Genomic DNA, 23752 nt, shown 5'->3' on the forward strand with positions numbered 1-23752 from the left:
CCACCATCGATTTCACATCGTTCCTCAAGCTGATGGCGCACCAGCGCGCCTCGGACCTGTTCATCACTGCAGGCATGCCGCCGGCGATGAAGGTCAACGGCAAGATCTCGCCGATCACGCAGACACCACTGACCCCGCAGCAGAGCCGCGACCTGGTGCTGAACGTGATGACCCCGGCGCAGCGCGAAGAGTTCGAAAAGACCCACGAGTGCAACTTCGCCATCGGCCTGTCCGGTGTCGGCCGCTTCCGTGTCAGCTGCTTCTACCAGCGCAACCAGGTGGGCATGGTGCTGCGTCGTATCGAGACGCGCATTCCCACCGTGGAAGAGCTGAGCCTGCCGCCGATCATCAAGACGCTGGCGATGACCAAGCGCGGCATCATCCTGTTCGTCGGCGCCACCGGTACCGGTAAATCGACCTCGCTGGCAGCGATGATCGGCTACCGCAACCAGAACTCGACCGGCCACATCATCACCATCGAAGACCCGATCGAATTCGTGCACAAGCATGAAGGCTGCATCATCACCCAGCGCGAAGTCGGCATCGATACCGACAGCTGGGAAGCCGCGCTGAAGAACACCCTGCGCCAGGCGCCGGATGTGATCATGATCGGCGAAGTGCGTACCCGCGAAGGCATGGACCACGCCATCGCGTTCGCCGAAACCGGCCACCTGGTGCTGTGCACCCTGCATGCCAACAACGCCAACCAGGCGATGGACCGCATCGTCAACTTCTTCCCGGAAGATCGTCGCAACCAGTTGCTGATGGATCTGTCGCTGAACCTGAAGGGCGTGGTTGCGCAGCAGCTGGTACCGTCGCCCGATGGCCGCTCGCGCAAGGTGGCGATGGAGATCCTGCTGGGCACGCCGCTGGTGCAGGACTACATCCGCGATGGCGAGATCCACAAGCTGAAGGAAGTGATGAAGGATTCGGTCCAGCTGGGCATGAAGACCTTCGACCAGAGCCTGTTCGAGCTGTACCAGGCCGGCGAGATCAGCTACGAGGACGCACTGCGCTACGCCGATTCGCAGAACGAAGTGCGCCTGCGCATCAAGCTCAGCCAGGGCGGCGACGCCCGCACCCTGTCGCAGGGGCTGGATGGCGTGGAGATCTCCGAGATCCGGTGATCTGCGTGTTCCGTAGAGTCGAGCAAGCTCCACTCTACGGGCGGGCGGCTCCGCGCATTGATGAATTCCAGTCATGACCAACTGCAATGCTGCCCATTCAATCCGTGGGCTCTGCAGGCGTATCGTCAGCGCTCCCCCTCTGGAGCACGACGATGCAGACACGTGAACTCGGCCGCAGTGGCCTGAAGGTTTCCGCCCTCGGCCTGGGCTGCATGGGCCTGAGCCATGGCTACGGCCAACCGGTGGAGCGGGGCCAGGGCATCGCCCTGCTGCAGGCCGCCGTCGAGCGTGGCGTGACCTTCTTCGACACCGCCGAAGTGTACGGCCCCTACACCAACGAAGACCTGCTCGGCGAGGCGTTGGCGCCGTACCGCGACAGGCTGGTGATCGCCACCAAGTTCGGCTTCAAGGATGCGCGCGTCGATACCGGGCTGGACAGCCGTCCCGAGAACATCCGCGCGGTGGCCGAGGCCAGCCTCAAGCGCCTGCGCACCGACCATATCGACCTGTTCTACCAGCACCGCGTCGACCCCAACGTGCCGATCGAGGATGTCGCTGGCACCGTTCGCGACCTGATCGCCGAGGGCAAGGTCGGCCACTTCGGCCTGTCCGAGGCCAGCGCCGCGACCGTTCGCCGTGCGCATGCGGTGCAGCCAGTGGCCGCCGTGCAGAGCGAGTACTCGCTGTGGTGGCGTGAGCCGGAGCGCGAGCTGCTGCCCACGTTGCAGGAACTGGGCATCGGCTTCGTACCGTTCAGCCCGCTTGGCCGTGGTTTCCTGACCGGCGCGATCAACGCCGACACCACCTTCGACGCCAACGACTTCCGCAACACCGTGCCGCGTTTTGAAGTGGAGGCGCGTCGAGCCAATCAGGCGCTGGTTGACCGCATCAGCACGATCGCCGCGGCCCGTGGCGCCACCCCGGCGCAGGTGGCGCTGGCCTGGCTGCTGGCGCAGGCGCCGTGGATCGTGCCGATTCCGGGCACCACCAAGATCCATCGCCTGGAAGAAAACCTGGGCGCGGCCGACCTGCAGCTGGCGCCGGAGGAACTGCAACGCATCGCGCAGACGTTGGAGGAAATCTCCATCGTCGGCGAGCGCTACAACGCGCAGCGCGCCGCGCAGGCGAAGGGTTGATCACCAGGTGGGTGCGGACCGTTGGTGGTGGGTGCGGACCGTTGGTCCGCACTCCTCAACTCCCCATCGGCCCGCGCAGCGCATCAAGCACCGTGCGCATCGCCACGGTGACGTGGCGGCGTGACGGGTAATACGCGTAGTAGCCATCGAAGTGCGGGCACCAGTCGTCCAGCACCGACTGCAGCCGGCCATCGTCCAGCATCGGCTGCACCTGGTCTTCCGGCAGCCAGGCGAGGCCGCTGCCGGCCAATGCGGCAGCACGGGTCATGCCCATGCTGTTGAAGATCCACTGGCCGCTCACGCGTACGCTCAGCTCGTTGCCGTCCTGGCCGAAATCCCACGGCATCAGCCCGCCATGCGTGGGCAGCCGCAAGGTCACGCAGTTGTGCTCGGCCAAGTCGTTCGGATGCCGCGGTACCACGTGCTGGCGGAAGTAGCTGGGCGCACCGACCACGCGCATGCGCAGCGGCGGGCTGACCGGCACGGCGATCATGTCGCGCGCCAGCCGTTCGCCGAGGCGGATGCCGATGTCGTAGCGCTCGGCGACGATGTCGGCCAGCCCGTAGTCGGCAGCCAGTTCCACCTTCAGGTCCGGATACTGCTGCAGCAATGGCGCCAGCCGCGGCCAGGCGATGTACTCGGCGGCATGGCCGGTCGCATTGATGCGGATGGTGCCGGCCGGTCGCTCGCGGTACTCGGCCAGTGCGGCCAGTTCGTCCTCGATCTCGGCCAGGCGCGGGGCGAGGGTATCGAGCAGGCGGGCGCCAGCCTCGGTGGTGGACACGCTGCGGGTGGTGCGGGTCAGCAGGCGCACGCCGAGTCGCTCTTCCAGCCCGCGCATGGCATGGCTGAGCGCCGACTGGGAAACGCCCAGCTGGGCGGCGGCCCTGGTGAAGCTGCCTTCGCGGGCAACGTGGACGAAGGCCTGCAGGTCGTTGAGGTTTTCACGGGGCATGAAGGGATGATACGGCTCCCGGATTGAACGGATCTGTCGATTTCCGGCTCCCCGGTTCGTCGTACCGGTACATCCATCGCAAGGAGCTTCCGCATGAGCACTGAAAAGCCCAAGGGCCCGGCCTCGTACTTTCCCTCCATCGAGAAGACCTACGGTCAGCCGGTGACGCACTGGTTCGGGCTGCTGGCGAAGCAGCCTGGGCTGAAACACATGGAACTGGTGAGCTTCCTTAAAAGCGAGCATGGGCTGGGCCATGGCCACGCCAACGCGCTGGTGGCGCACCATCTGGCCGGGAAGGGATGAGGCAGGCAACGCTGCGCTGAACGGTCGTGTGGGGTCAGGCCACACGGCATCCAGAGTCAGGCAGACTGGGCGTTCATCCCGAGGCAGGACGCCCATATGCAGGTCACGCTGGACACGATCACCGTCGACAACTACGAAGCCGTGTGCGACCTCGACGTCAGTGAGGCGCAGCAGGATTTCGTCGCCGGCAACACCTGGTCGCTGGTGCAGGCCGCATTCCATCCCGGCTACCAGACCCGTGCCATCCAGGCCGATGGCGAGCTGGTTGGATTCTTCATGTGGGTGCCGGAGACGCCGCAGCGCATCTCGATCTGGCGCTTCATGGTCGATCAGCGCTGGCAGGGGCGCGGCATCGGGCGGCGCGCGCTGGAACTGGCGCTGGCGCAGATCCGGGATACGCCCGGTCTGGCCGAGATCGAGATCTGCTACAACCCGCACAATCCGGTGGCGGGCGCCTTCTATGGCAGCTTCGGTTTCGTCGAGACCGGCATGGACGACGATGGCGAGGACATGCTGGCCGTGCTGCCGGTGACACCTCCGAAATAACCTGAATGGGCGAGCGCAGCTGAACGATTTCATCTGCAACTGTCATGCAGATCGTGTCTAATATCGCTCCCCACCTGCTGTTCCCCCACCCGTATGTCCCTTCCCGCCCATGGCTCCGCGCCGTGCGACGACGCTGACGGCCACCTGGTCACCGCTGGTCCGCTGACCCCACCGCCCGACAGCGCCGGCACCACCGCCGACGAAAAAGCGCTGCGCCACTCGATTGCCGAGGACGTGCAGGGCATGGTGCTGGCCACGATGGTGGCCTCGCTGGGCCTGGCCATCTTCGCCAAGGGTGGGCTGATGATCGGCGGCATGGCCGGCATGGCCTTCCTGCTGCACTACTCGATGGGCTGGAACTTCGGCCTGGTGTTCGTGCTGGTCAATCTGCCGTTCTACTGGGTGGCACTGCGGCGCATGGGCTGGGAATTCACCCTGAAGACCTTTGCTGCGGTCACCGCCTGTGGCGTGCTGACCGACCTGCTGCCGCGCTGGATCGATTTCTCGCACATCAACCCGCTGTATTCGGCGATTGTTGGTGGCGCGTTGTCCGGCCTGGGCATCCTGTTCTTCATCCGCCACCGCGCCAGTCTCGGCGGCATCGGCATTCTCGCCGTGTACCTGCAGCGCACCCGTGGCTGGAGCGCCGGCAAGGTGCAGATGTCCTACGACGCCTGCCTGATGGTGGCTGCTTTCTTCGTGCTGTCGCCGTCGAAGGTGTTGTACTCGGCCATCGGCGCGGTGGTGCTCAGCCTGGTGCTGATGTTCAACCACCGCCCGGGCCGTTACATGGGCGTGTGACGATTCGACGGTAGTGCCGGCCGCTGGCCGGCAACACCTGCAGCATTCCGAGGCTGCCGGCCAGCGGCCGGCACTACCGGGAGGCCTGCAACCACGGCGGCGACAGCTTCAGCAGCCGCGCATGCACCGGGCAGTCCTCGGCGTGCGCACCGGGCAGGTAGCCCAGGCTCATCAGGAACTCGCCGGTGATCTCGCCGCCGGTGAAGCGGAACGTCTTCTTGAACAGCTTCACCCAGTCGGCCTTGCTGCGCGGATGGTGCGCGTCCAGCCACGCCGCGAAGCTGCCGTGGTTGCCCCGCAGCTGCTGGATCACCTGCGCGTTGTGGATCGCCGCCAGCACCTTCAGCCGGTTGCGGATGATGCCCGCGTCCGACAGCAGCCGTTCGATGTCCTGCTCGGCATAGGCTGCAACCCGATCCACATCGAAGCCGTCATAGGCCGCGCGGAAGCCCTCGCGCTTCTTCAGGATGGTCTCCCAGCTCAGCCCGGCCTGGTTGATCTCCAGCACCAGTCGCTCGAACAGCTCGCGCTCGTCACGCTGCGGGAAGCCGTATTCGTTGGCGTGGTAGTAGTCGTGCACCGGATGGCCCGGGGCGATGAGGCAGTAACCGCTCATGGGGAAGACTCGTTGGATTCGGGTTCGGGATCGATGGCCACTGCGGGGCGCCCGCCGATGGACAGCATCGGCCAGCGCGGTGGCACAAGCGTGAGTTTGCCGTCACGCAGGGCCTGGTTGATCGCCTCGGCCTGGCCGCTGGCGGCACCGAACAGCGAACCGGCCCGATGCCAGCGCGTGTCCTTGCCGCGCGCGTACAGCACGCAGTCCGGCCCACGGATGTTGTACAGCTCGCACAGCAGCACCTCGGCGCTGCCGTCGCCATCCAGGTCACGATGCACGATCAGGCAGTCGCGCTCGCTCTGGGCGCAGGATTCGCCGTTGATCGCGCGGGTGGCCAGTGCCTGCCACCAATCGTCCGGTGGCGAGCTGGATCCCTTGGCCAGCTTCAGCGCGCGCTGCAGGGCGGCGATATCCTGCGGGCCCTTGTCCAGGCGGGTGCCGCCGTCCCAGCGTGAGGTGCGTGCCAGCGCATCGGCGATCACCTGCGGCGCGTTGGCATCGGCGATGATCGCCGGATCGTCCTGCAGTTCGCGCAACGCCTGCACGCCACGGTGGCCGAGGTCGAAGCGCAGCACGTTGACGTCGCTGCTGGTGATCGCCGGCGGGTCCGCACGCAGCCGCGCCAGCTGGCTGGACAGGGTCAGCCGCACCGGGTCCAGCAGCGGCGAGTTGCCCAGCAATGCCAGTGCCAGCACGGCCCAGCACATCCAACGGTTGATCGGCTCCAGCGTCTGCAGCCAGCGGCCCCGCCGGCGCACTACCGCCAACGCGTAGCCCAGCGCATAGCCGGCCACGGCCAGCGCGATCAGCACCGCCCAGAAGCGGTCCAGGGTCCAGCCGTACTGCACCACGCGCAGGCCCAGTGCATACAGCGCCAGCACCGCATAGACCGGCAGCGCCAGCAGGCTGGCCTCGACCAGCCGGCGCAGCAGCAGGGGGTAGGGCGCGGTGTCGTCGCCCTGCTGGTAGACCGCATTGGTGAACGACACCAGCAGCAGCGACAGCACCAGCAGCAGGCTGGCGGCGGAACGGGTCTTCCACAGCGGTTCCAGCCCGGTCAGCGGCAGGCTCAGCACGAACAGCACGGCGATGAACGAGAGCAGCGGCAGCAGCCCGCGACAGATCGCGAACAGCACCTGGCGGGTGATCTGGATCGCGCGGTGCTGGGTGCGCCCGATCAGCACACCAAACCCGGCCAGGCTGCCGGTGGCCAGCGCGATGAACGCGTCCTGCCGGAACAGATCGCGGAAGAAGGTCACGTCCAGCAGCTGGAACAGGGCCGCCCACAGCCACAGCAGCAGCCAGGTCAGCCCGGTGAACAGCGCCGCCAGGGCCAGGGTCAGGCCGTTCTGCCAGGCACGCTCGAACAGCTCCGGATAGCTGGCGCGCCAATGCCCATGCTGCAGCTGGAACTGCCACCAGGGCAGGGCCACGAACACTGCCACGGCCATGCCCAGGGTCAGCGGGAACTGCAGTGCGCCCGATTCCAGTGCGGTTTCGCCGTTGAGGTTCCAGCCGACCCAGGCGGCCAGCGCCAGCACCACCGCCGAGCCGAGCATGGCCTGCAGCCACAGGCGGCGCTGGCCCAGATCGACCAGGCTCAGCGCCACCGCGCTGGGAATGGCCAGCACCCAGGCGTACCAGCAGTAGCGCCAGCCGATATCGCGGAACGGCCACGCATCAGACAGCTCCTGCGCGGCATACAGCATCAGGCCCTGCAGCAGCGCGATCAGGACGATGGCGCTGCGTGCGGGCAGGGTCAGGGGCGATGAAGACTGCATCGACGACCTTCCATGGCAAAGCACCATCCTAGCCGATCGCCGCGCGCGTCCATCGCGCGACCATCCCGCCCCCAGCAGGTAGAATGGGGGCATGCCTGTAACGCCGACCTCCCTCGCCGATCACCTGCTCGTTGCGCTGCCGTCGCTGCTCGACGCGACCTTCGCCCGCAGCGTCGCGCTGATCTGCCAGCACGACGAGAACGGTGCGATGGGTGTGCTGGTCAACCAGCCTTCCGAATACACGCTGGGCGAAGTGCTGGCACAGATGGACATCACCACCGGTGATGGCGACCTGCAGGCGCGCATGGTGCTCAATGGCGGCCCGGTGCATCCCGAACGCGGCTTCGTCATCCATGACGACGCGCGCGCATGGGATTCCAGCCTGATCGTGGGTGAAGGCCTGTACCTGACCACCTCGCGCGACATCCTCGAAGCGATGGCGCGCGGCGAAGGCCCGGCCAATGCCGTGGTTACGCTGGGCTGTGCGGGCTGGGGCGCAGGGCAGCTGGAAAGCGAGCTGTCCGAGAACAGCTGGCTGACCGTGCCAGCCGATGCCGAGCTGGTGTTCCAGCTGCCGCTGGAGCAGCGCTGGCAGGGCGCGGCCTCGCGCATCGGCGTGGACCTGTTCCGGCTGACCGATTACAGCGGCCATGTCTGAGCCGACCGCGCCCGCACCGGTGTCTGCTGCCCCGGCCATCCGCCGTGACGGCACCGTTCTGGGTTTCGATGTCGGCTCGCGGCGTATCGGCGTGGCCATCGGCAGTGCCTTCGCTGCGCATGCGCGCGCGGTGGCCGTGGTCGATGTGCACGGCAACGGCCCGGACTGGACCGCGATCGAACGCCTGATCAAGGAATGGAAGCCCGATGGCCTGGTGGTCGGTGACCCGCTGACCCTGGACGGCCAGGACCAGCCCAACCGCAAGCGCGCGCAGGGCTTTGCCCGCCAGCTGCGGGAACGTTTCAAGCTGCCGGTGGTGATGATCGACGAGCGTTCCAGCTCGGTCGAGGCCGCCCGCCGCTTCGCTGTCGAGCGCGCCGAAGGGCGCAAGCGCCGCCGCGATGCGGCCGCCCTCGATGCCGTGGCCGCGGCGGTGATCATCGACCGCTGGCTGTCGTCCCCCGACGATGCCATCCCCATTCCCTGACTGCCCGACACCGCCATGACCGTCCAGCAACTCGATGCCTCCGGCCGCCTGCGCCACCTGCTGACCCTCGAAGGCCTTCCGCGCGAGACCCTGCTGCAGCTGCTTGACCGCGCCGGCCAGATCCGCGATGCCGCGGTCGGTCGTGTCGGCAACAAGCGCCAGGTGCTGGCCGGCTCAGCGGTGTGCACGCTGTTCTTCGAACCGTCCACGCGCACCCGCAGCTCGTTCCAGCTGGCCGCGCAGCGCCTGGGCGCCGACGTGCTGAACTTCGATGCCTCGACCTCGTCCACGCGCAAGGGCGAAACCGCCTGCGACACGCTGCGCAACCTGGAAGCGATGGGCGTGCGCGGCTTCGTGGTGCGCCACCCCGATGATGGCGCCGTGGCCGCACTGGCCGAAGCGGCGGGCGAGGGCACCGCGCTGATCAATGCCGGTGACGGTCGCAGCGCGCACCCGACCCAGGGCCTGCTCGACATGCTGACCCTGCGCCAGGCCAAGGGCCCTGATTTCTCGAAGATGAAGGTGGTGATCGTCGGCGACGTGAAGCATTCGCGCGTGGCCCGCACCGACCTGCATGCGCTGCGTACGCTGGGCGTGGGCGAGATCCGCGTGTGCGGCCCGCAGTCGCTGCTGCCCGACGACGAGACCCTGAAGGGCTGCGTGGTCGGTGATGATTTCGACGCGATGCTGGAAGGCGTCGACGCGCTGATGATGCTGCGCCTGCAGCGCGAGCGCATGGAAGAAGGCCTGGTGCCGTCGCTGGAGCAGTACCACGCGCAGTACGGCCTGACCAACGAACGCCTGGCCCGCGCCGGCAAGGATGCAGCCGTGCTGCATCCAGGCCCGATCAACCGCGGCGTGGAAGTGACCGACGAAGTGGCCGACGGCCCGCAGTCGTGGGTGCTGCGCCAGGTCGCCAACGGCGTCGCCGTGCGCATGGCCGTGCTGGAAACGCTGCTGGGCTGATCGCCCTGGTGGGTGCCGACCGTTGGTCGGCACAAAAGGGATTCACCCTGAACTGTCTGGGTGGGTGGGTGCCGACCGTTGGTCGGCACGGTTGATCTGTCCTTATCCGATCCGGTGGGTGCCGACCGTTGGTCGGCACTGAACCATCAAGTGCGGTGAAGTGCGGGCCTAGCCATTGAATGGGTCCAGGCCTACCTGTACTGACGTGGTTGCCCGATAGAAGAGGGATGCCGGCAGGCACACGCTTGTGCCCATGAACCGCGCACGCCTGAGACTTGGCCGCCATTCCCGGATCGGGCAATCCTACATCCTGACCACCGTCACCCAGGAACGTCGACGCTACTTCGACGATGCCACTGCGGCACAGGAGGTGATGGATGTGTTCCGTCGCATTGATGCTGAGGGCCTGACGCACTCACTTGCCTATGTGGTCATGCCGGACCACATCCATTGGTTGGTGGAGGTCCGTGCGTTCTCGCTGGATTACGTCATGCAACGCTTCAAATCGAGCAGTGCATTGCGGATCAACCGCATGCTGGGTAGGACAGGACCATTTTGGCAATCGAGCTATCACGATCACGCCATTCGTTCTGAAGAATCACTGTTTCGCCATGCGATGTACATCGTCGCCAACCCGGTCAGGGCGAACTTGGCGAGCTGCGTGGGAGAGTATCCGTATGCCTGGTGCCGATGGGAGATCGATGGGAGGTACCAAGCAATGGATTACCCCGAAGCGGAGAGATAGTGCCGACCAACGGTCGGCACCCACCAATACCCAAGCCAACCAACGGTCGGCACCCACCAACACCCAAGCCGACCAACGGTAGGCATCCACCAACAGATGTTTCCCAGCAGAAGCTGCGGTTCAGCGCTTCTGCGCGAACAGCCACGCCCACATCGCCGGGTCGGCGTAGGTAGCGTCCCAGGCATTGTGGTTGCCTTCCGGGTATTCGGTGTAGCGCACGTCGCGTGCGTTGGCGCTCTGGAATGCGGCATGCAGCCTGCGGTCGTCGTCCGGTGGCACCACATCGTCCAGCGCTCCGTGGAAGATCCAGATCGGTGTGTGCTGAAGGCGCTTGGCGATCTCCGCATACGGATCAGACTGCTGCGCGACCTGCTCGACGAACAGGGTCGGCCGCTTCGCACGCGGTGCCAGCACGGCACCGCATACCGGCACGATCGCGGCAAAGCGGCGTGGGTCGTCCAGGGCGATATTCCAGCTGCCGTAGCCGCCCATCGACATGCCGGTCAGGTACTGCCGGGCAGGGTCGGCGCCGAATTCGGCGATCGCTGCATCGAGTGCCGCCAGCGCGACACGGTTGTTGTGGCCGCTCCATTCCTCGTGGCCTGGCACCTGCGGGAACACCACCAGCGCAGGGAAGCCGGGGTGCTCGCGCAAGTAAGGTCCCAGCCCGGCGTGGGTCTGCCTGACACCATCGCTGCCGCGCTCGCCGGAGCCGTGCAGGAACAGGATGACCGGGAGGTGGGTGGGAGCGGCGGCCTGCAAGCCGGCCGGAATGAACACCTGGTAGTAGGCCGTCTCGCCATCCACCTTCACCGCACGGGCTTCGAAGCGTCCGCGCGCGCTGTCTGGAAGCGATGTGCAGGCGGTCATCATCAGAACGGCCAGCAGCGGCAGCCAGCGCGACAGCGAACGGACCATGGACTTTCCCGTAGCGGCAGGATCGTCTGCATCGTAGTCCGCCGCGATCAGCCTGGCATCATGCGCTGCGTCACTCCGGGCGCGGGACGCTGGCGATGATGTCCAGCTGCTCCTGTGCTTCAGCATTGCCTTCGGCGGCGGCCGCCTGCACCTGCGCCATATCCGGATGCAGCACCACCAGCAGTGGGTTCTCGCAGACCGGGCAGTCGTACTCGGTGGCGTCTTCGTCCAACTCCATCACCATGGCGCGCGAGCTGCCCTTCCATTCGCAGGCCGTGCAGGTGTACTGCTGGTCACGCCAGCCGGGCTGGAAGTAATTTTCGATCGTCGTTGCCATGGGTGTTCCAGTTGGGATCGGGTCAGCGCCCCGCGCGGTGCGGATCCGACCCTTGATACGGTCAGTGCAGCAGCACCAGGGTGGCCAGGCCGAGGAAGGTGAAGAAGCCCATCGAGTCGGTCACGGCGGTCAGGAAGATGCCGCTGGCCAGCGCCGGGTCGAAGCCGAAGCGTTTCAGCGTCAGTGGCACCAGCACGCCGGCCAACGCGGCGAACAGCAGGTTGCAGGTCAGCGCGATGGCGATCACCGCCGACAGGCCAGGTGAATGGAACCAGGCGAGCACGATCAGGCCCAGTAGCGAGCCGAGCACCACGCCGTTGAGCAGGGCCACCCGTACTTCCTTCCACAACAGCGTGCGTGCGTTGGAACTGCCGACCTGGCCCAACGCCAGGCCACGCACCATCAGCGCCAGCACCTGGGTGCCGGCATTGCCACCGAGGCCGGCAACGATCGGCATCAGCACCGCCAGCGCCACCAGCTTGTCGATGGTGCCTTCGAAATGGCCGACCACGCTGGAGGCGAGGAAGGCGGTGCACAGGTTCACCGACAGCCACATCAGGCGGCGGCGCATCGCACGCCAGACCGGGCTGAACAGATCCTCGTCCTCGTCCAGGCCGGCGGCGCCCAGCGCCTGGTGCTCGGCCTGGCCACGGATGATGTCGACCACGTCATCGATGGTGATGCGGCCGATCAGGATGTTGTTGTCATCCACCACCGGCGCGGAGATCCAGTCATGGTCGGAGAACTGCCGCGCCACCTCCTGGTCGCTCTCGCCGACATCGATCGCCGGTTGCTCATCGTCGATCAGGCGGTTGATCGGCGTGGTGTCCTCATGGGTCACCAGCGAGGCCAGCGACACCCGGCCCAGGTACTGGTGGCGGCGGCTGACCACGAACAGGTGATCGGTGTGGTCGGGCAGTTCGCCACGCAGGCGCAGGTAGCGCAGCACCACGTCGACGTTGACGTCGGCGCGCACGGTCACCACGTCCGGGTTCATCAGGCGGCCGGCGCTGTCCTCGGGGTAGGACAGCACCTGTTCCAGGCGCTCGCGGTTCTCGCGGTCCATCGACTTGAGGACTTCGTCGATGACCGTGTCCGGCAGATCCTCGACCAGGTCGGCCAGATCGTCGATGTCCAGGTCTTCGACCGCGGCGATGATCTCGTCCGGGTCCATGTCGGCGAGCAGGCTTTCGCGCACGTCGTCGCCGACGTGGACCAGCACCTCGCCGTCATCTTCCGGATCGACCAGGCCCCAGACGATCTCGCGTTTGCCAGGCGGCAGCGATTCGAGCAGGTTGCCGATCTCGGCCGGCGCCAGGGTATTGACCAGGCGGCGCACCGGGCCCAGTCGGCCGCTGTCCAGTGCATCGGACAGCATCCGCAACTGGCGCGCAGTCTTGTCGTGGCGTACAGCCTCAGCCATCGCAGCTCCCGCGGGATAAGAAAAGCCGCGATCCTGGCAAGGATGCGGCAACAGGGGTGTTCAGCGCGTCATTATCGCAAGGGGATGTTTCAACGCATAGCCGCCGGGCATGGCCCGGCGCTACCAGGCGACGTGCGGCGGTAGCGCCGGGCCATGCCCGGCGAACGGGGTGTGCTGCGATCAGGACGCGTCCGCCACCAGCGCCAGCCAGCGCTCGATGGCACGGCGGTCGCGGGCGGCCAGCAGCTTGGGAGCTCGTGCGCGTAGTGCCCCCAGGTCGGCGTCGCGGATCGCGCGGCGTACTTCCAGCAGGGTGCCGGGGTGCAGGCTGAATTCGGTCAGGCCCAGTGCCAGCAGCAGTGGGGTCATGCGTGCATCACCGGCGATCTCGCCACACACCGCCACCGGGATGCGATGGCGCACGCCGGTCTCGATCACCATCTGCAGCAGCCGCAGCACCGCCGGATGCAGCGGCGAGTACAGTTCGCCCAACGCTTCGTTGTTGCGATCGGCCGCCAGCAGGTACTGCACCAGGTCGTTGGTGCCGATCGACAGGAAGTCGACCAGATCGATGAAGCTCTCCAGTGCCAGCGCGGCGGCCGGTACCTCGATCATTGCGCCCAGCGGCACGTGGTCGGACACCATGTGGCCTTCGCCGCGCAGCTGCTCGGTCAGCTTGAGCATGCGCCGGCGCACCGCCAGCAGCTCCTCGCGGGTGCTGACCATCGGCACCAGCACGCGCAGCTTGCCGTAGGCCGAGGCGCGCAGGATCGCGCGCAGCTGGGTGTCGGCCACCTTCGGCCGCGCCAGCGACAGGCGCACGCCGCGCAGGCCCAGTGCCGGGTTCTCTTCGTTGCTCAGGGTCAGGCCGGTGCGGTCGGCCTTGTCCGCACCGAGGTCGAGGGTGCGGATGGTCACCGGTCGCCCGCTCATGCCCAGTGCGGCATCGCGGTAGGTCTGGAACTGTTCTTCTTCGTCCGGCAGCTCGTTGCGCTGCAGGAACAGGAATTCAGTGCGGTACAGGCCCAGCCCGTGCGCGCCCAGCGCATGCGCCTGGGTGACGTCCTCCAGCGATTCGGCATTGGCCAGCAGGGCGATGTCGACCTGGTCGCGGGTACGGCTGGGCTTGCTGCGCAGGCGGCCGAGTTCGCGCTGCTCGCGTGCGTGTTCTTTCAGCCGCGCGCGGTAGTCGCGCAGGTTGTCGGCCTGCGGGTTGGAGGTGATGCTGCCGTCTGCGCCGTCGATGATCAGCACGTCGCCATCGGCAATGCGGCTGAGCAGCTGCGGCACGTTGACGATCAAGGGCAGGTGCAGGCTGCGCGCCAGGATCGCACTGTGCGACAGCGCGCTGCCGGCGGCGGTGACGATGCCGACCACGCCCTGCGCCTGCAACTGGGCAAGCTCGGAGGGCGCGATGTTGTCGCAGACCAGGATTTCACCGGCGAGGCCTTTCACCGCTGGCGGCCGCTCGGGTTGCAGGAAGGCATGGATGCGGCCGATCACATGGTCGAGGTCATCCATGCGGCTCTTCAGATAGGCATCGTCCATGCCATCGAAGACCTTGGCCAGGCGGTCACGCTGCAGGCGCAGCGCATAGCCGGCGCTGTACGGGCCGCTGCGGATCAGCTCGTCCAGCCCGAACAGCAGCTCGGGGTCGTCCAGCAGCAGTGCATGCAGGTCGAGGAACTCGCCCACTTCCTGGTTCAGTGCACCCTGCAGGCGCTGTCGCAGCTCGTGCATTTCCGTGCGCGCGGCATCCACGGCACGGTGCAGGCGGGCCAGTTCGGCCTCGACCTGGTGGACGGCGACCCGTTGCTCGGCAACCTCCAGTGCATGCGGCAGGCGCACACGGGCGCGGCCCATCGCGGTGCCTCGGGCCGCACCATGGCCGGCCAGCAGCTGTACCGGCCGTTGGCCGGAACTGACCTGGCCGGCGCGTGCGCGTGGCACGCTCAGTTGTCCTCGTCGAAGCGGCGCTCGAACAGGCCGACCACCGCCTCCATCGCGGCGGCTTCATCCTCGCCGTTGATCCGCACCGTGACCGGGGTGCCCTGGCCGGCGGCCAGCAGCATCACGCCCATGATGCTCTTGGCGTTGATCTCACGGCCCTTGGCGGCCATGGTCACGTTGCAGCGGAACGGCGCCAGGGTCTGCACCAGCTTGGCGGTGGCCCGGGCATGCAGGCCCAGGCGGTTGCTGACGGTGAGTTCTCGTTCAAGCATCGTCGACTATCGCTCCATTACGGGTACCCGCCGCGGCTGTGGCGGGCAGTTGATCCAGTCCCTGTTCCGGATAATTCATCACCCGCAGCAACATCGGCAGGCTCAGCGCCGACACCCGGCGAACCGGGGTCCCCAGCCGGGCCAGCTGCCCGGCAAGGTTGGCGGGGCTGGCACCGTACAGGTCGGTCAGGATCAGCACGCCATTTCCCCCATCGACCCGCCGCAGGGCGGCCGAGGCGAGCGGAAGCAGGACGTCCAGGTCTGCGTCGAACGGTACTTCGAAAGCTTCTGTTTTCAGCGGCAACTGCCGCAGGAGCCGGGTCGCCACGTCAAGCAGGGCGGTCCCGACCCCGGGATGTGTTACGAGGAGAATGCCACAGGTCATTACTGCACGTTAACAGGTCAAGGTGAATTGGCGATAGCAGCAGGAGAGGGGCACAGTGTCCCGTATTCAGTGTTGCTCGGGTCGGAGCCCTTTTCCGTTGGAAAAGGATCCGACCCCATCCGTTTTTCGATGCCTGACCGGGACTCATCCACGCATGGCATGGATCTACCGTGTCGACCAGGGTCGACATCTACCAACAGCAGCACAGCATGCCATCCCACGGAATGCTGGCTTTTGACGTTGCTTCAGTCGAGCATGGCTCGACTCTACAGCGGGTGCCGGGCGCAGCCCGGCCGACCACCCTCAATCCTGTTCGCGGTGGTAGGTCGCCACGTCTTCCCAGCCCATCTCACGGGCGTGGCGCGCCATGCGTTCGGCCAAGAACACCGAGCGGTGCTTGCCGCCGGTGCAGCCAAACGCCACGGTCACGTAGCTGCGCGTGCCATCCCCCAGCTTCGGCAGCCAGGTATCGAGGAAATCCGTCAGCTGGGCCAGGTAGCGCTGCACGTCCGGTTGCGCTTCCAGGTAATCACGCACGCCCGGTTCGCGGCCACTCAGCGCGCGCAGGTCCGGATCCCAGTGCGGATTGGGCAGCACGCGCGCGTCGAACACGAAGTCCGCCTCGGCCGGCACGCCGCGCTTGTAGGCGAACGATTCGAACAGCAGCGACAGGCGCGTGGCGTGGTCCAGTGCGAACTCGGTGATGATCCGCCGCCGCAGCTGGTGCACGTTGAGCGCACTGGTGTCGATCACGGCATCGGCTTCGCGGCGCAACGGCGCGGTCAGCTCGCGCTCGCGGGCGATCGCTTCGGGCAGTGACAGCCCCAGCTGGCTCAGCGGGTGGCGACGGCGGGTGTCGGCATAGCGCTTGAGCACCGCTTCGTCGCTGGCTTCGAAGAACAGCACCTTCACTTCCACGCCGGCATCGGTGGCCAGCTGCCGCCAGTTGCCCAGCTGGCTCAGGTCGGACTGGCCGCGCACGTCGATGCCCACCGCCAGGCGGCGTGGTGCACTGCCGTCATGGTTGGCCAGCAGGCTGCGCACGAAATCGGGCAGCAGGTTGATCGGCAGATTGTCCGAGCAGTAGTAATCCTGGTCCTCGAAGGTCTTCAGGGCGACGGATTTACCCGAGCCGGACAGGCCGCTGACGATGATCAGGGTCGGGGCGGAGGGGGTTGCGGTGCTCATGGACAGGCTCTTCGAGGGAAGGGGGGGAGTCAGGGTGTTCGCCGTTCCAGCAGGTTGCTGTGGCGGGCGATGAACATGGCTGCCGGGTCGATGCCCTTGGTGCGCAGGATGTGCAGGCGGGTCGCGGCCTCGGTCAGCACGGCCAGGTTGCGGCCGGGCATCACCGGCAGGGTGATCAGCGGTACATCCAGGTCCAGCACATGGCGGGTGCCCGAGTCGCCGGTCAGGCGCTCGTAGCCATGCGGGGTGGGTTCGGTCATCGGCTTGGTCAGGTGGACGATCAGCCGAAGGTACTTGTTCTTCTTTACAGCCGTGTCGCCGAACATCTCGCGCACGTTCAGCACGCCCAGGCCGCGCACTTCCAGCAGGTCCTGCAGCAGTTCGGGGCAGGTGCCATCGAGCACGTCGGGCGCGATCTGGGTGAATTCGGGCGCATCATCGGCGACCAAGCGGTGGCCGCGGCTGAGCAGTTCCAGCGCCAGCTCGCTCTTGCCCGATCCGGCCTCACCGGTGATCAGCACGCCGATGGAGTAGATCTCCATGAACACGCCATGCAGGATCACCCGCGGCGCCAGCGTACGCGCCAGGTGGTAGGACAGATGGTTGAGCAGTTCGTGGCCGCGCTTGGGCGACAGCCACAGCGGCGTGCCGGATTCGTCAGCAGCGGCGCGCAGGTCTTCCGGGCAGGCCTGGTTGCGGGTCAGCACCAGCGCCAGCGGGTGCGACTGCATGATCTTTTCGATGGTCTCCCAGCGCTGGCGCGGTTCCAGTGCATCCAGCCAGGACAGTTCCTCGGTGCCCAGGATCTGCACCTTGTTGGGGTAGATCGCATTGAGGTAGCCGGCCAGCGACGGACGCCGCGAGACCGTGTTGCCGGCCTCCAGCTCGCGCTTCTCGCCGGACTTGCCGGCAGCCCAGCGCAGCCCCAGCCGCTCGCGCTGCTGTTCGAACAGTTCACGGGCGGTGATGCTGGTATTCATGCGGCGCTCGCAGGTGGGGTCAGCTCCAGGGCCTGGCGCAGGGCACGCGCATCGCCGGCCGCGCGCAGGGCATCGCGGATGTCGGGCGCCGAAAACAGCTCGGCCAGCTCGGACAGCAGCATCAGGTGCTGGTGGGTGTAGTGGGCGGGGACGGCCATGGCGAACACCAGGTCCACCGGCTCGTCGCCACCGAAGTCGACCGGGGTGGCCAACCGCAGCAGGGCGCCGCGGGGGCGGTCCAGGGTTGGCGCGCGGCCGTGGGGAATGGCGATGCCGTGACCGATCGCGGTGCTGCCCAGCGCTTCGCGCTGGCACAGGTTCAGATAGATCTGTTCGGCGTTGGCCTGGCGGCAGGCCAGCAACCCGGCGGCGGCCTGCAGGACGCTGTCGCGGTCGGTGGCCGTGCAGAGCTGGGTCTGCACGGCCGCCAGGAGGTCAGTCAGGGGCATGTCTGCGGTGAACGGTGGCGATCAGCCACCATTGTCGCCCACCGGCAGCGGTGCGTGCTGCTGTTTTTTCTCCTTGTGCTTGATCACCAGACGGTCAAGCTTGTCCGCAAGCAGGTCGATCGCGGCATACATGGTCTGGGCATTGGCCTCGGCGTGCAGGGTCTGGCCGGGAATGTTGAGGCTGGCGTCGACGTGGTGTTCGGTCTTCTGCAGCTTGAGGGTCACCCGCGCTTCGCAGTGCTGGTCGAAGTGTTTGCCGATCCGGGCCAGCTTCTCCTCTACATAGGACTGCAGGGCCGGGGTGACTTCGACATCTTTGCCAAACGTTTCGATGCGCATCGGGTTTCTCCTGTGTTCGGATGTGCCAATGAACCTCTCCGCCGGGCGCGGCGGCGCGTCAAGCGATTCTGACCCTTTCGTGCGAGGCGGAAATGTTCATGGCTTCACGATACTTCGCCACGGTGCGTCGCGCTACTGGAATTCCCGACGATTTGAGCAGGTCAGCCAGCTTGGCGTCAGAAAGCGGCTTGCGCGGGTTCTCGTCGTCGATCAGGCGCCGGATCATCGCCTGGATGGCCGTGCTGGACGCCTCGCCACCGCCCTCGGTATCGATGCCCGAGGCGAAGAAGGCGCGCAGCGGCAGGGTGCCGCGCGGGGTACGCACGTGCTTGCGGGCGATCGCGCGCGAGACCGTGGATTCGTGCAGGCCGAGCTCGGTGGCGATCTCGCGCAGGGTCAGTGGACGCAGCGCCTGCTCGCCGAATTCGAGGAAGCCGGCCTGCTGCAGGATCAGGCTGCGTACCACCCGCAGCAGGGTTTCGCCACGCTGCTGCAGCCCTTTCAGCAGCCAGCGCGCTTCCTGCAGCTGGGCACGCAGGTAGCCGGCATCGGCGTCGCCACAACGTCGGATCAGCTGTTCGTAGCCGCGGTGGATCACCACCTTCGGCCCGGCATGCGCGGCCAGCGCTGCGCGCCATACGCCGTTCTGCCGCCACACCACCACATCCGGCACCACGTAGGTGTCCTGCGACAGCGGTGCGATCTGCGTGCCCGGGCGCGGGTCCAGCGAGCGCAGCAGGGTGACTGCCGTCTCGACCTCGTCCAGGGGCTGTTTCAGTTCATGGGCCAGCCCGGCGACGCCGCTGCGCGGCAGCCGTTCCAGCTGGCCTGCGGCAATCTGTCGCGCCAGCACCAGGCCGGGCGTGTCACCGGCCAGCACATCCAGCTGCAGCAGCAGGCATTCGCCCAGCGTGCGTGCAGCCACACCGACCGGATCGAAGCGCTGGATGCGATGCAGCACGGCGAGGATCTCGTCCTCGTCGGCGTGGATCGCCGGCAACAGGGTTTCGGCGATGGTGGCCAGCGGCTCGCGCAGGTAACCGTCGTCGTCCAGTGCATTGATCAGTGCGGCACCGATACTGCGATCACGCGAGGACAGATGCGACAGATGCAGCTGCCACAGCAGATGGTCGGCCAGTGTTTCGGTTTCGGCTACGCGCTCGGCGGCGCTGCCGGTGTCGTCGTCATCGTCGAAGCTGCCGCCGCTGCCGGCCGCGCTCCAGTCCAGTTCGGCCGGTGCCCAGTCGTCACCGGCATCGGTACGTTCTGCGGGCGCGTCACCGTCGTTGCCATCGCTGCCTTCGTTGCTGGCGCTGCTGCTGTCACTGCTGTCGGCCCAGTCCAGCAGCGGATTGCTTTCCACCGCCTGGGCGATCTCCAGCTCCAGCTCGGTGGTGGACATCTGCAGCAGCTTGATCGCCTGCTGCAACTGGGGCGTGAGCACCAGTTGCTGTCCCAACGATGTCTGCAGCCGAGTCTTCATGCCTGTGCCGAAAGGAAGGAGAGGGACCCGGCGCTTGCCGTCACAGCTTGAAGGAATCCCCAAGGTAGACGCGACGCACGTCGGCATTGTCCAGGATCGCTTCCGGCGAGCCCTGGGCCAGCACGCTGCCCTCAGCGAGAATATACGCGCGGTCGCAGATACCCAAGGTCTCGCGCACGTTGTGGTCGGTGATCAGCACACCGATGCCACGCTGCTTGAGATGGGTGACGATGCGCTGGATCTCGCCGACGGAAATCGGGTCGACGCCGGCGAACGGTTCGTCGAGCAGGATCAGGCGCGGCTGCGCGGCCAGGGCACGGGCGATCTCGCAGCGGCGACGTTCGCCACCGGACAGGCTGGCGCCGAGCTGGTCGGCGACGTGGCCCAGCTGCAGTTCGTCGAGCAGGCTGTTCAATTCACGCTCGCGGCCAGCCGAATCCAGGCCCTCGCGCAGCTCCAGCACCAGGCGGATGTTGTCGGCCACGGTCAGCTTGCGGAACACCGACGGCTCCTGCGGCAGGTAACCCACGCCCTGCTTGGCCCGGGTATACATCGGGTCGCCGGTGATGTCCTTGCCGTCGAGCACGATGCTGCCAGCATCGGCGGCAACCAGGCCGACGATCATGTAGAAGCAGGTGGTCTTGCCGGCGCCGTTGGGGCCCAGCAGGCCGACCACTTCACCGGCGTCGAGGGTCAGCCCGAAGTCCTTGACGACTTCGCGTTGCTTGTACTTCTTGCGCAGGCCCTTGGCGACGAGCATTACTTCCTGCTCCCGGCCGGCTGTGCCGGCGTGGTGGCCTTGGGCTGTGCCGCAGGTGCGGCCGGGGTCTTGTTCTTCGGCGGGATGACGGTGCGCACGCGGCTGCCGTCACCACCGGAGTTCATTTCGCCGGTGCGGGTGTTGTAGATCATGCGCTGGCCGGCATTGGTGCCGCGCGCGCTGGTGACCTTGTAGTTGCCGGTCAGGGTGATGATCTCGGTCTTGATGTCGTAGTCGATGCGATCGGCCAGCGCGTCCATCCAGGTGCCATCATCGAGCTGCTGCTTCATCTTGGCCTGCTTGCCGGTGAACACCACACGCACCGCTTCGCCGTCCTTGAGGTAGATCTCGGCCTCGGACGAGCGCAGGTCCAGCGTGCCCTGGGTGATGATCACGCCCTGCGACAGCACGGTCTTGCCGTCGCCGGTGAGCATGCCCGACTGGGCGCCGGAATCGATGTGCATGTCTTCGTTGCGGTCGGTGGACTTGGCGAAGGCGGCGCTGGGGACAAGAAGACCAAGCGCGAGTACGGCGGCAAAGGGAATCTTCATCGGGGTCCGTTCTACCGGTGGGGGCCTCCCGGGTGGACCGGGGGCGGGCGGGTGGGGCTGCCGGCCTTGCGCCTGTCCGGAGACGTCGCAGGCTGGCGGCGGAATCAGCGTTTGGGCGTGTAGCGGCCCTTGGACTGGCTGAGGAAATGATACGTGTTGTTCTTCGAATCCACTTCGAAGCCGACGCCGGACTGTTCCATGCCCGGGCGGGTCATGGTCACCAGGGCGTCGGTGCGGGCGCGGTTTTCCTTCGGGAACACGTCCAGATGATCGGTGCGGAAGGTGGTCGGCACCGTGCCCGGGCCGACCGGGCTGTCGCCGGCGACATTGCCGCGCAGCTTCATCTCGTCGCCCTTGGCGCTGAGCCAGCCGGTTTCGGCACGCAGGGTCCAGTGCCTGCCATCCTTGTCCGGCATCTCGAACAACGGCGTGGCGATGTTGATGGTCTGGTCACCGCGCTGGCGTTCCAGCAACGGCGCACGCAGCGTGGTCGATTCCTTGCCTTGCTCATCCAGGGCGACGATCTGGAAGTCGTGCAGGATGTAATCCACGCCCACTTCCTGGCCGCCACTGGCTGGCCCCTTGTCGCGGTTGCGCAGCGCCGCCCAGCTGCTCAGCAGGGCGGCCAGCAGCAGGCCGATGCCGAGCAGGGTGCGCCAGTTCACGGTCGGCAGGTTCATGCGCCGAACCTCGCCAGCACCGCATCCACATGCCCCTGCGCGGCCAGCAGGATGTCGCACAGCTCGCGCGCGGCGCCACGCCCGCCATCGGCACGGGTCTGCCAGTGCACGCGCTCGGCGATCCACGGATGGGCGTTGGCCGGCGCCACGGCCAGTCCGACCGCGCTCAGCGGTGCCAGGTCAGGCAGGTCATCGCCCATGAACGCCACCTGTTCCAGGCCGATGCCGTGCTGGGCACACAGGGCCTGCACGCTGGCCAGTTTGTCGCCCACGGCAATCTGGGTATCGATGCCGAGGTCGGCGCCGCGCCTGAGCGCGGACTGGCTGTTGCGCGCGGTGATCAGCACGGGGTGGATGCCGTGCTGCTGCAGCAGTTTCAGGCCCAGGCCGTCCTGCACGAAGTACGCCTTGCTCTCGTTGCCGTCCTTGTCGTAGTACAGCTGACCGTCGGTGAGGGTGCCGTCCACGTCGAAGCAGGCCAGGCGGATACGGGCCGCGGCGGCATGCAGGTGGGCGGGGAAGGCGGGCAGGGGGGACCAGGGCATCAGGGCGGCAGGCTCGGTGGGGGCGGGTGCGGCGTTACAGACTGAATGGGGTCTACGGACTGTCGGTTAAACCACCCGCGCCCGCAACAGGTCATGAATGTTCAGGGCACCGACCGCGCGGCCCTGGCCATCGACCACGATCAGGCCGGTGATCTTGTGGGTTTCCATCAGGCGCGCGGCCTCGACCGCCAGCTGGTCGGCACCGATGGTGCGCGGGTTGCGGGTCATCACATCGGCGATCTTCGCCGTGCGTACGTCCAGCGCGCTGTCCAGCGCACGGCGCAGGTCGCCGTCGGTGAACAGGCCGATCAGCACGCCGTCCGCGTCGACCACGGCGGTCATGCCGAGCCGTTTGCGGCTCATCTCCATCAGTGCTTCGCTGAGGCTGGCGCCGGCGCCGACGCTGGGCAGGTCGTCGCCGGTGTGCATGACGTCGGTGATGTGCAGCAGCAGGCGGCGGCCGAGGCTGCCGGCCGGGTGCGAGCGGGCGAAGTCATCGGCGGTGAAGCCGCGCGCATCGAGCAGGGCCACCGCCAGCGCATCGCCCATCGCCAGCGAGGCGGTGGTGCTGGAGGTCGGGGCCAGCGCCAGCGGGCAGGCCTCGGCCGGTACGCTGACGTCCAGATGGATGTCGGCGGCGGTGCCCAGGCTGGACTGCGGGCGCCCGGTCATGGAAATCAGCACGTTGCCCTGGCGCTTGAGCACCGGCAGCAGCATCAGCACTTCGTCCGACTCGCCCGAATAGGACAGCGCCAGCACCACGTCGTCCTCGGTGATCATGCCGAGGTCGCCATGGCCGGCCTCGCCCGGGTGCACGTAGAAGGCCGGGGTCCCGGTGGAGGCCAGGGTGGCGGCGATCTTGCGGGCGATATGCCCGGACTTGCCCATGCCGGTGGCGACCACCCGGCCGCGGCTGGCCAGGATCGCCTGGCAGGCCTGCTGGAAGGCCTCGCCGAGGCGGTCGGCCACGGCATCCAGCGCCTGCCGCTCGATCTCGAACACGCGGCGGCCACTGGCGACCAGGCCGGCAGGGTCGACGGAACGGGGGGGCAACAGGGATTCGGCCATGCGGACGCCACGCAGCGGAAGTAGAATGGACGTACATTTTATTAGGAAAGCCCGTTGGACGCCGACACCATCCGCAATCTGATCGAAACCGGCCTGCCCGGCGCCCGCGCCGACGTGCAGGGCGACGATGGCGTGCATTTCGAAGCGACCGTGGTCTGTGACGCCTTCGCCGGCAAGATGCCGCTGGCACGCCACCGCATGGTGTATGCCACTCTGGGCGACCTGATGGGCGGCGCGATCCACGCGCTGGCACTGAAAACCGTGACCCCGGCCGAAGCCGGCTGAACCGCAGAAGATCCC

At 67.0% G+C, this 23752-nt stretch carries 29 protein-coding genes; 10 read left to right on the forward strand and 19 right to left on the reverse strand.

Annotation, left to right across the window (positions count from 1 at the left end; translation table 11 throughout):
- Positions 1 to 32: 32 nt before the first annotated feature.
- Together AC3ITW_RS04770 and AC3ITW_RS04775 are read left to right on the forward strand one after the other, a co-directional pair.
- Entirely contained in the window at positions 33 to 1127 is a 1095-nt protein-coding gene (locus AC3ITW_RS04770) for a PilT/PilU family type 4a pilus ATPase (protein ID WP_043033789.1), read from the forward strand.
- A gap of 152 nt (positions 1128 to 1279) precedes the next feature.
- Complete coding sequence (locus AC3ITW_RS04775; RefSeq protein ID WP_004147103.1) at positions 1280 to 2263, forward strand: aldo/keto reductase; 984 nt, start codon at positions 1280 to 1282, stop codon at positions 2261 to 2263.
- Between the two features lie 55 nt (positions 2264 to 2318).
- On the opposite strand, the gene AC3ITW_RS04780 is transcribed toward AC3ITW_RS04775, so the two are convergent.
- Positions 2319 to 3218: a LysR family transcriptional regulator gene (locus tag AC3ITW_RS04780; RefSeq protein WP_153675053.1), complete on the reverse strand. Its 900-nt coding sequence runs from the start codon at positions 3216 to 3218 to the stop codon at positions 2319 to 2321.
- 93 nt (positions 3219 to 3311) lie between these two features.
- Between AC3ITW_RS04780 and AC3ITW_RS04785 the strand changes: the two genes are divergently transcribed.
- From AC3ITW_RS04785 to AC3ITW_RS04795, 3 genes are all read left to right on the forward strand, one after another.
- Positions 3312 to 3521: a DUF4287 domain-containing protein gene (locus AC3ITW_RS04785; protein ID WP_012510273.1), complete on the forward strand. Its 210-nt coding sequence runs from the start codon at positions 3312 to 3314 to the stop codon at positions 3519 to 3521.
- 96 nt (positions 3522 to 3617) lie between these two features.
- On the forward strand, positions 3618 to 4067 hold the full coding sequence (locus AC3ITW_RS04790) for a GNAT family N-acetyltransferase (protein ID WP_032969133.1): 450 nt from the start codon (positions 3618 to 3620) through the stop codon (positions 4065 to 4067).
- A 93-nt stretch (positions 4068 to 4160) separates the two neighbouring features.
- The gene (locus AC3ITW_RS04795) at positions 4161 to 4868 is read left to right on the forward strand and encodes a YitT family protein (protein WP_012510275.1); all 708 of its coding nucleotides are present in this window, start codon (positions 4161 to 4163) and stop codon (positions 4866 to 4868) included.
- Positions 4869 to 4941: 73 nt separating this feature from the next.
- Here AC3ITW_RS04795 and AC3ITW_RS04800 read toward each other — a convergent pair whose 3' ends face one another.
- Both AC3ITW_RS04800 and AC3ITW_RS04805 read right to left on the reverse strand, forming a co-directional pair.
- On the reverse strand, positions 4942 to 5484 hold the full coding sequence (locus AC3ITW_RS04800) for a DNA-3-methyladenine glycosylase I (RefSeq protein ID WP_489390111.1): 543 nt from the start codon (positions 5482 to 5484) through the stop codon (positions 4942 to 4944).
- Positions 5481 to 7268: a DUF4153 domain-containing protein gene (locus tag AC3ITW_RS04805; protein ID WP_100467924.1), complete on the reverse strand. Its 1788-nt coding sequence runs from the start codon at positions 7266 to 7268 to the stop codon at positions 5481 to 5483. The genes AC3ITW_RS04800 and AC3ITW_RS04805 overlap by 4 nt, the downstream gene beginning before the upstream one ends.
- A gap of 91 nt (positions 7269 to 7359) precedes the next feature.
- Here AC3ITW_RS04805 and AC3ITW_RS04810 point away from each other — a divergent pair, with 91 nt between their 5' ends.
- The 4 genes from AC3ITW_RS04810 to AC3ITW_RS04825 all read left to right on the forward strand — a co-directional run bounded on the left by AC3ITW_RS04810 (position 7360) and on the right by AC3ITW_RS04825 (position 10124).
- Entirely contained in the window at positions 7360 to 7926 is a 567-nt protein-coding gene (locus tag AC3ITW_RS04810) for a YqgE/AlgH family protein (RefSeq protein ID WP_004147177.1), read from the forward strand.
- A gap of 19 nt (positions 7927 to 7945) precedes the next feature.
- On the forward strand, positions 7946 to 8413 hold the full coding sequence (gene ruvX, locus AC3ITW_RS04815; protein ID WP_174238317.1) for a Holliday junction resolvase RuvX: 468 nt from the start codon (positions 7946 to 7948) through the stop codon (positions 8411 to 8413).
- Between the two features lie 15 nt (positions 8414 to 8428).
- Positions 8429 to 9379, forward strand: a complete 951-nt coding sequence (locus AC3ITW_RS04820) for an aspartate carbamoyltransferase catalytic subunit (protein WP_489390112.1) — start codon at positions 8429 to 8431, stop codon at positions 9377 to 9379.
- A gap of 253 nt (positions 9380 to 9632) precedes the next feature.
- On the forward strand, positions 9633 to 10124 hold the full coding sequence (locus AC3ITW_RS04825; protein WP_100434155.1) for an REP-associated tyrosine transposase: 492 nt from the start codon (positions 9633 to 9635) through the stop codon (positions 10122 to 10124).
- A 120-nt stretch (positions 10125 to 10244) separates the two neighbouring features.
- Here the strand turns inward: AC3ITW_RS04825 and AC3ITW_RS04830 are convergent, their stop codons facing one another.
- From AC3ITW_RS04830 to AC3ITW_RS04905, 16 genes are all read right to left on the reverse strand, one after another.
- A complete protein-coding gene (locus tag AC3ITW_RS04830; protein WP_489390113.1) occupies positions 10245 to 11042 on the reverse strand; it encodes a carboxylesterase family protein in 798 nt (265 codons plus the stop codon).
- Positions 11043 to 11112: 70 nt separating this feature from the next.
- Complete coding sequence (locus AC3ITW_RS04835) at positions 11113 to 11379, reverse strand: hypothetical protein (RefSeq protein WP_004147233.1); 267 nt, start codon at positions 11377 to 11379, stop codon at positions 11113 to 11115.
- A gap of 61 nt (positions 11380 to 11440) precedes the next feature.
- Positions 11441 to 12802: a magnesium transporter gene (mgtE, locus tag AC3ITW_RS04840; RefSeq protein WP_004147235.1), complete on the reverse strand. Its 1362-nt coding sequence runs from the start codon at positions 12800 to 12802 to the stop codon at positions 11441 to 11443.
- Positions 12803 to 12982: 180 nt separating this feature from the next.
- Positions 12983 to 14752 carry a phosphoenolpyruvate--protein phosphotransferase gene (ptsP, locus tag AC3ITW_RS04845; RefSeq protein WP_012510280.1) on the reverse strand — a complete coding sequence of 590 codons (1770 nt, stop codon included), beginning with the start codon at positions 14750 to 14752 and terminating at the stop codon, positions 12983 to 12985.
- Between the two features lie 2 nt (positions 14753 to 14754).
- Complete coding sequence (locus AC3ITW_RS04850; RefSeq protein WP_046983647.1) at positions 14755 to 15024, reverse strand: HPr family phosphocarrier protein; 270 nt, start codon at positions 15022 to 15024, stop codon at positions 14755 to 14757.
- Positions 15017 to 15409 (reverse strand): PTS sugar transporter subunit IIA, encoded by a 393-nt coding sequence (locus AC3ITW_RS04855; protein ID WP_100434157.1) that lies wholly within the window; start codon positions 15407 to 15409, stop codon positions 15017 to 15019. Before AC3ITW_RS04855 ends, AC3ITW_RS04850 begins: the two co-directional genes overlap by 8 nt.
- Before the next feature lie 303 nt (positions 15410 to 15712).
- Positions 15713 to 16597 carry an RNase adapter RapZ gene (rapZ, locus tag AC3ITW_RS04860; protein WP_100434158.1) on the reverse strand — a complete coding sequence of 295 codons (885 nt, stop codon included), beginning with the start codon at positions 16595 to 16597 and terminating at the stop codon, positions 15713 to 15715.
- Positions 16598 to 16626: 29 nt separating this feature from the next.
- On the reverse strand, positions 16627 to 17577 hold the full coding sequence (gene hprK / locus AC3ITW_RS04865; RefSeq protein WP_005408388.1) for an HPr(Ser) kinase/phosphatase: 951 nt from the start codon (positions 17575 to 17577) through the stop codon (positions 16627 to 16629).
- Positions 17574 to 18026 (reverse strand): PTS sugar transporter subunit IIA, encoded by a 453-nt coding sequence (locus AC3ITW_RS04870; RefSeq protein ID WP_100434159.1) that lies wholly within the window; start codon positions 18024 to 18026, stop codon positions 17574 to 17576. Before AC3ITW_RS04870 ends, hprK begins: the two co-directional genes overlap by 4 nt.
- A gap of 21 nt (positions 18027 to 18047) precedes the next feature.
- The gene (gene hpf / locus AC3ITW_RS04875; RefSeq protein ID WP_004147311.1) at positions 18048 to 18365 is read right to left on the reverse strand and encodes a ribosome hibernation-promoting factor, HPF/YfiA family; all 318 of its coding nucleotides are present in this window, start codon (positions 18363 to 18365) and stop codon (positions 18048 to 18050) included.
- Positions 18366 to 18423: 58 nt separating this feature from the next.
- Positions 18424 to 19848, reverse strand: a complete 1425-nt coding sequence (locus AC3ITW_RS04880; RefSeq protein WP_100434160.1) for an RNA polymerase factor sigma-54 — start codon at positions 19846 to 19848, stop codon at positions 18424 to 18426.
- Positions 19849 to 19888: 40 nt separating this feature from the next.
- The gene (gene lptB, locus AC3ITW_RS04885) at positions 19889 to 20608 is read right to left on the reverse strand and encodes an LPS export ABC transporter ATP-binding protein (protein ID WP_049400688.1); all 720 of its coding nucleotides are present in this window, start codon (positions 20606 to 20608) and stop codon (positions 19889 to 19891) included.
- Positions 20608 to 21159, reverse strand: a complete 552-nt coding sequence (gene lptA, locus AC3ITW_RS04890; RefSeq protein ID WP_049462882.1) for a lipopolysaccharide transport periplasmic protein LptA — start codon at positions 21157 to 21159, stop codon at positions 20608 to 20610. Before lptA ends, lptB begins: the two co-directional genes overlap by 1 nt.
- Positions 21160 to 21263: 104 nt before the next feature.
- Positions 21264 to 21839, reverse strand: a complete 576-nt coding sequence (lptC, locus tag AC3ITW_RS04895) for an LPS export ABC transporter periplasmic protein LptC (protein WP_071228064.1) — start codon at positions 21837 to 21839, stop codon at positions 21264 to 21266.
- Positions 21836 to 22384, reverse strand: coding sequence for a KdsC family phosphatase (locus AC3ITW_RS04900; protein WP_489390114.1), 549 nt, complete (start codon positions 22382 to 22384; stop codon positions 21836 to 21838). The genes lptC and AC3ITW_RS04900 overlap by 4 nt, the downstream gene beginning before the upstream one ends.
- Before the next feature lie 66 nt (positions 22385 to 22450).
- Complete coding sequence (locus tag AC3ITW_RS04905; RefSeq protein ID WP_012510287.1) at positions 22451 to 23452, reverse strand: KpsF/GutQ family sugar-phosphate isomerase; 1002 nt, start codon at positions 23450 to 23452, stop codon at positions 22451 to 22453.
- 54 nt (positions 23453 to 23506) lie between these two features.
- Between AC3ITW_RS04905 and AC3ITW_RS04910 the strand changes: the two genes are divergently transcribed.
- A complete protein-coding gene (locus AC3ITW_RS04910) occupies positions 23507 to 23737 on the forward strand; it encodes a BolA family protein (protein ID WP_012510288.1) in 231 nt (76 codons plus the stop codon).
- Positions 23738 to 23752 lie beyond the last annotated feature (15 nt).

Source organism: Stenotrophomonas sp. KH_052 (assembly GCF_057838755.1).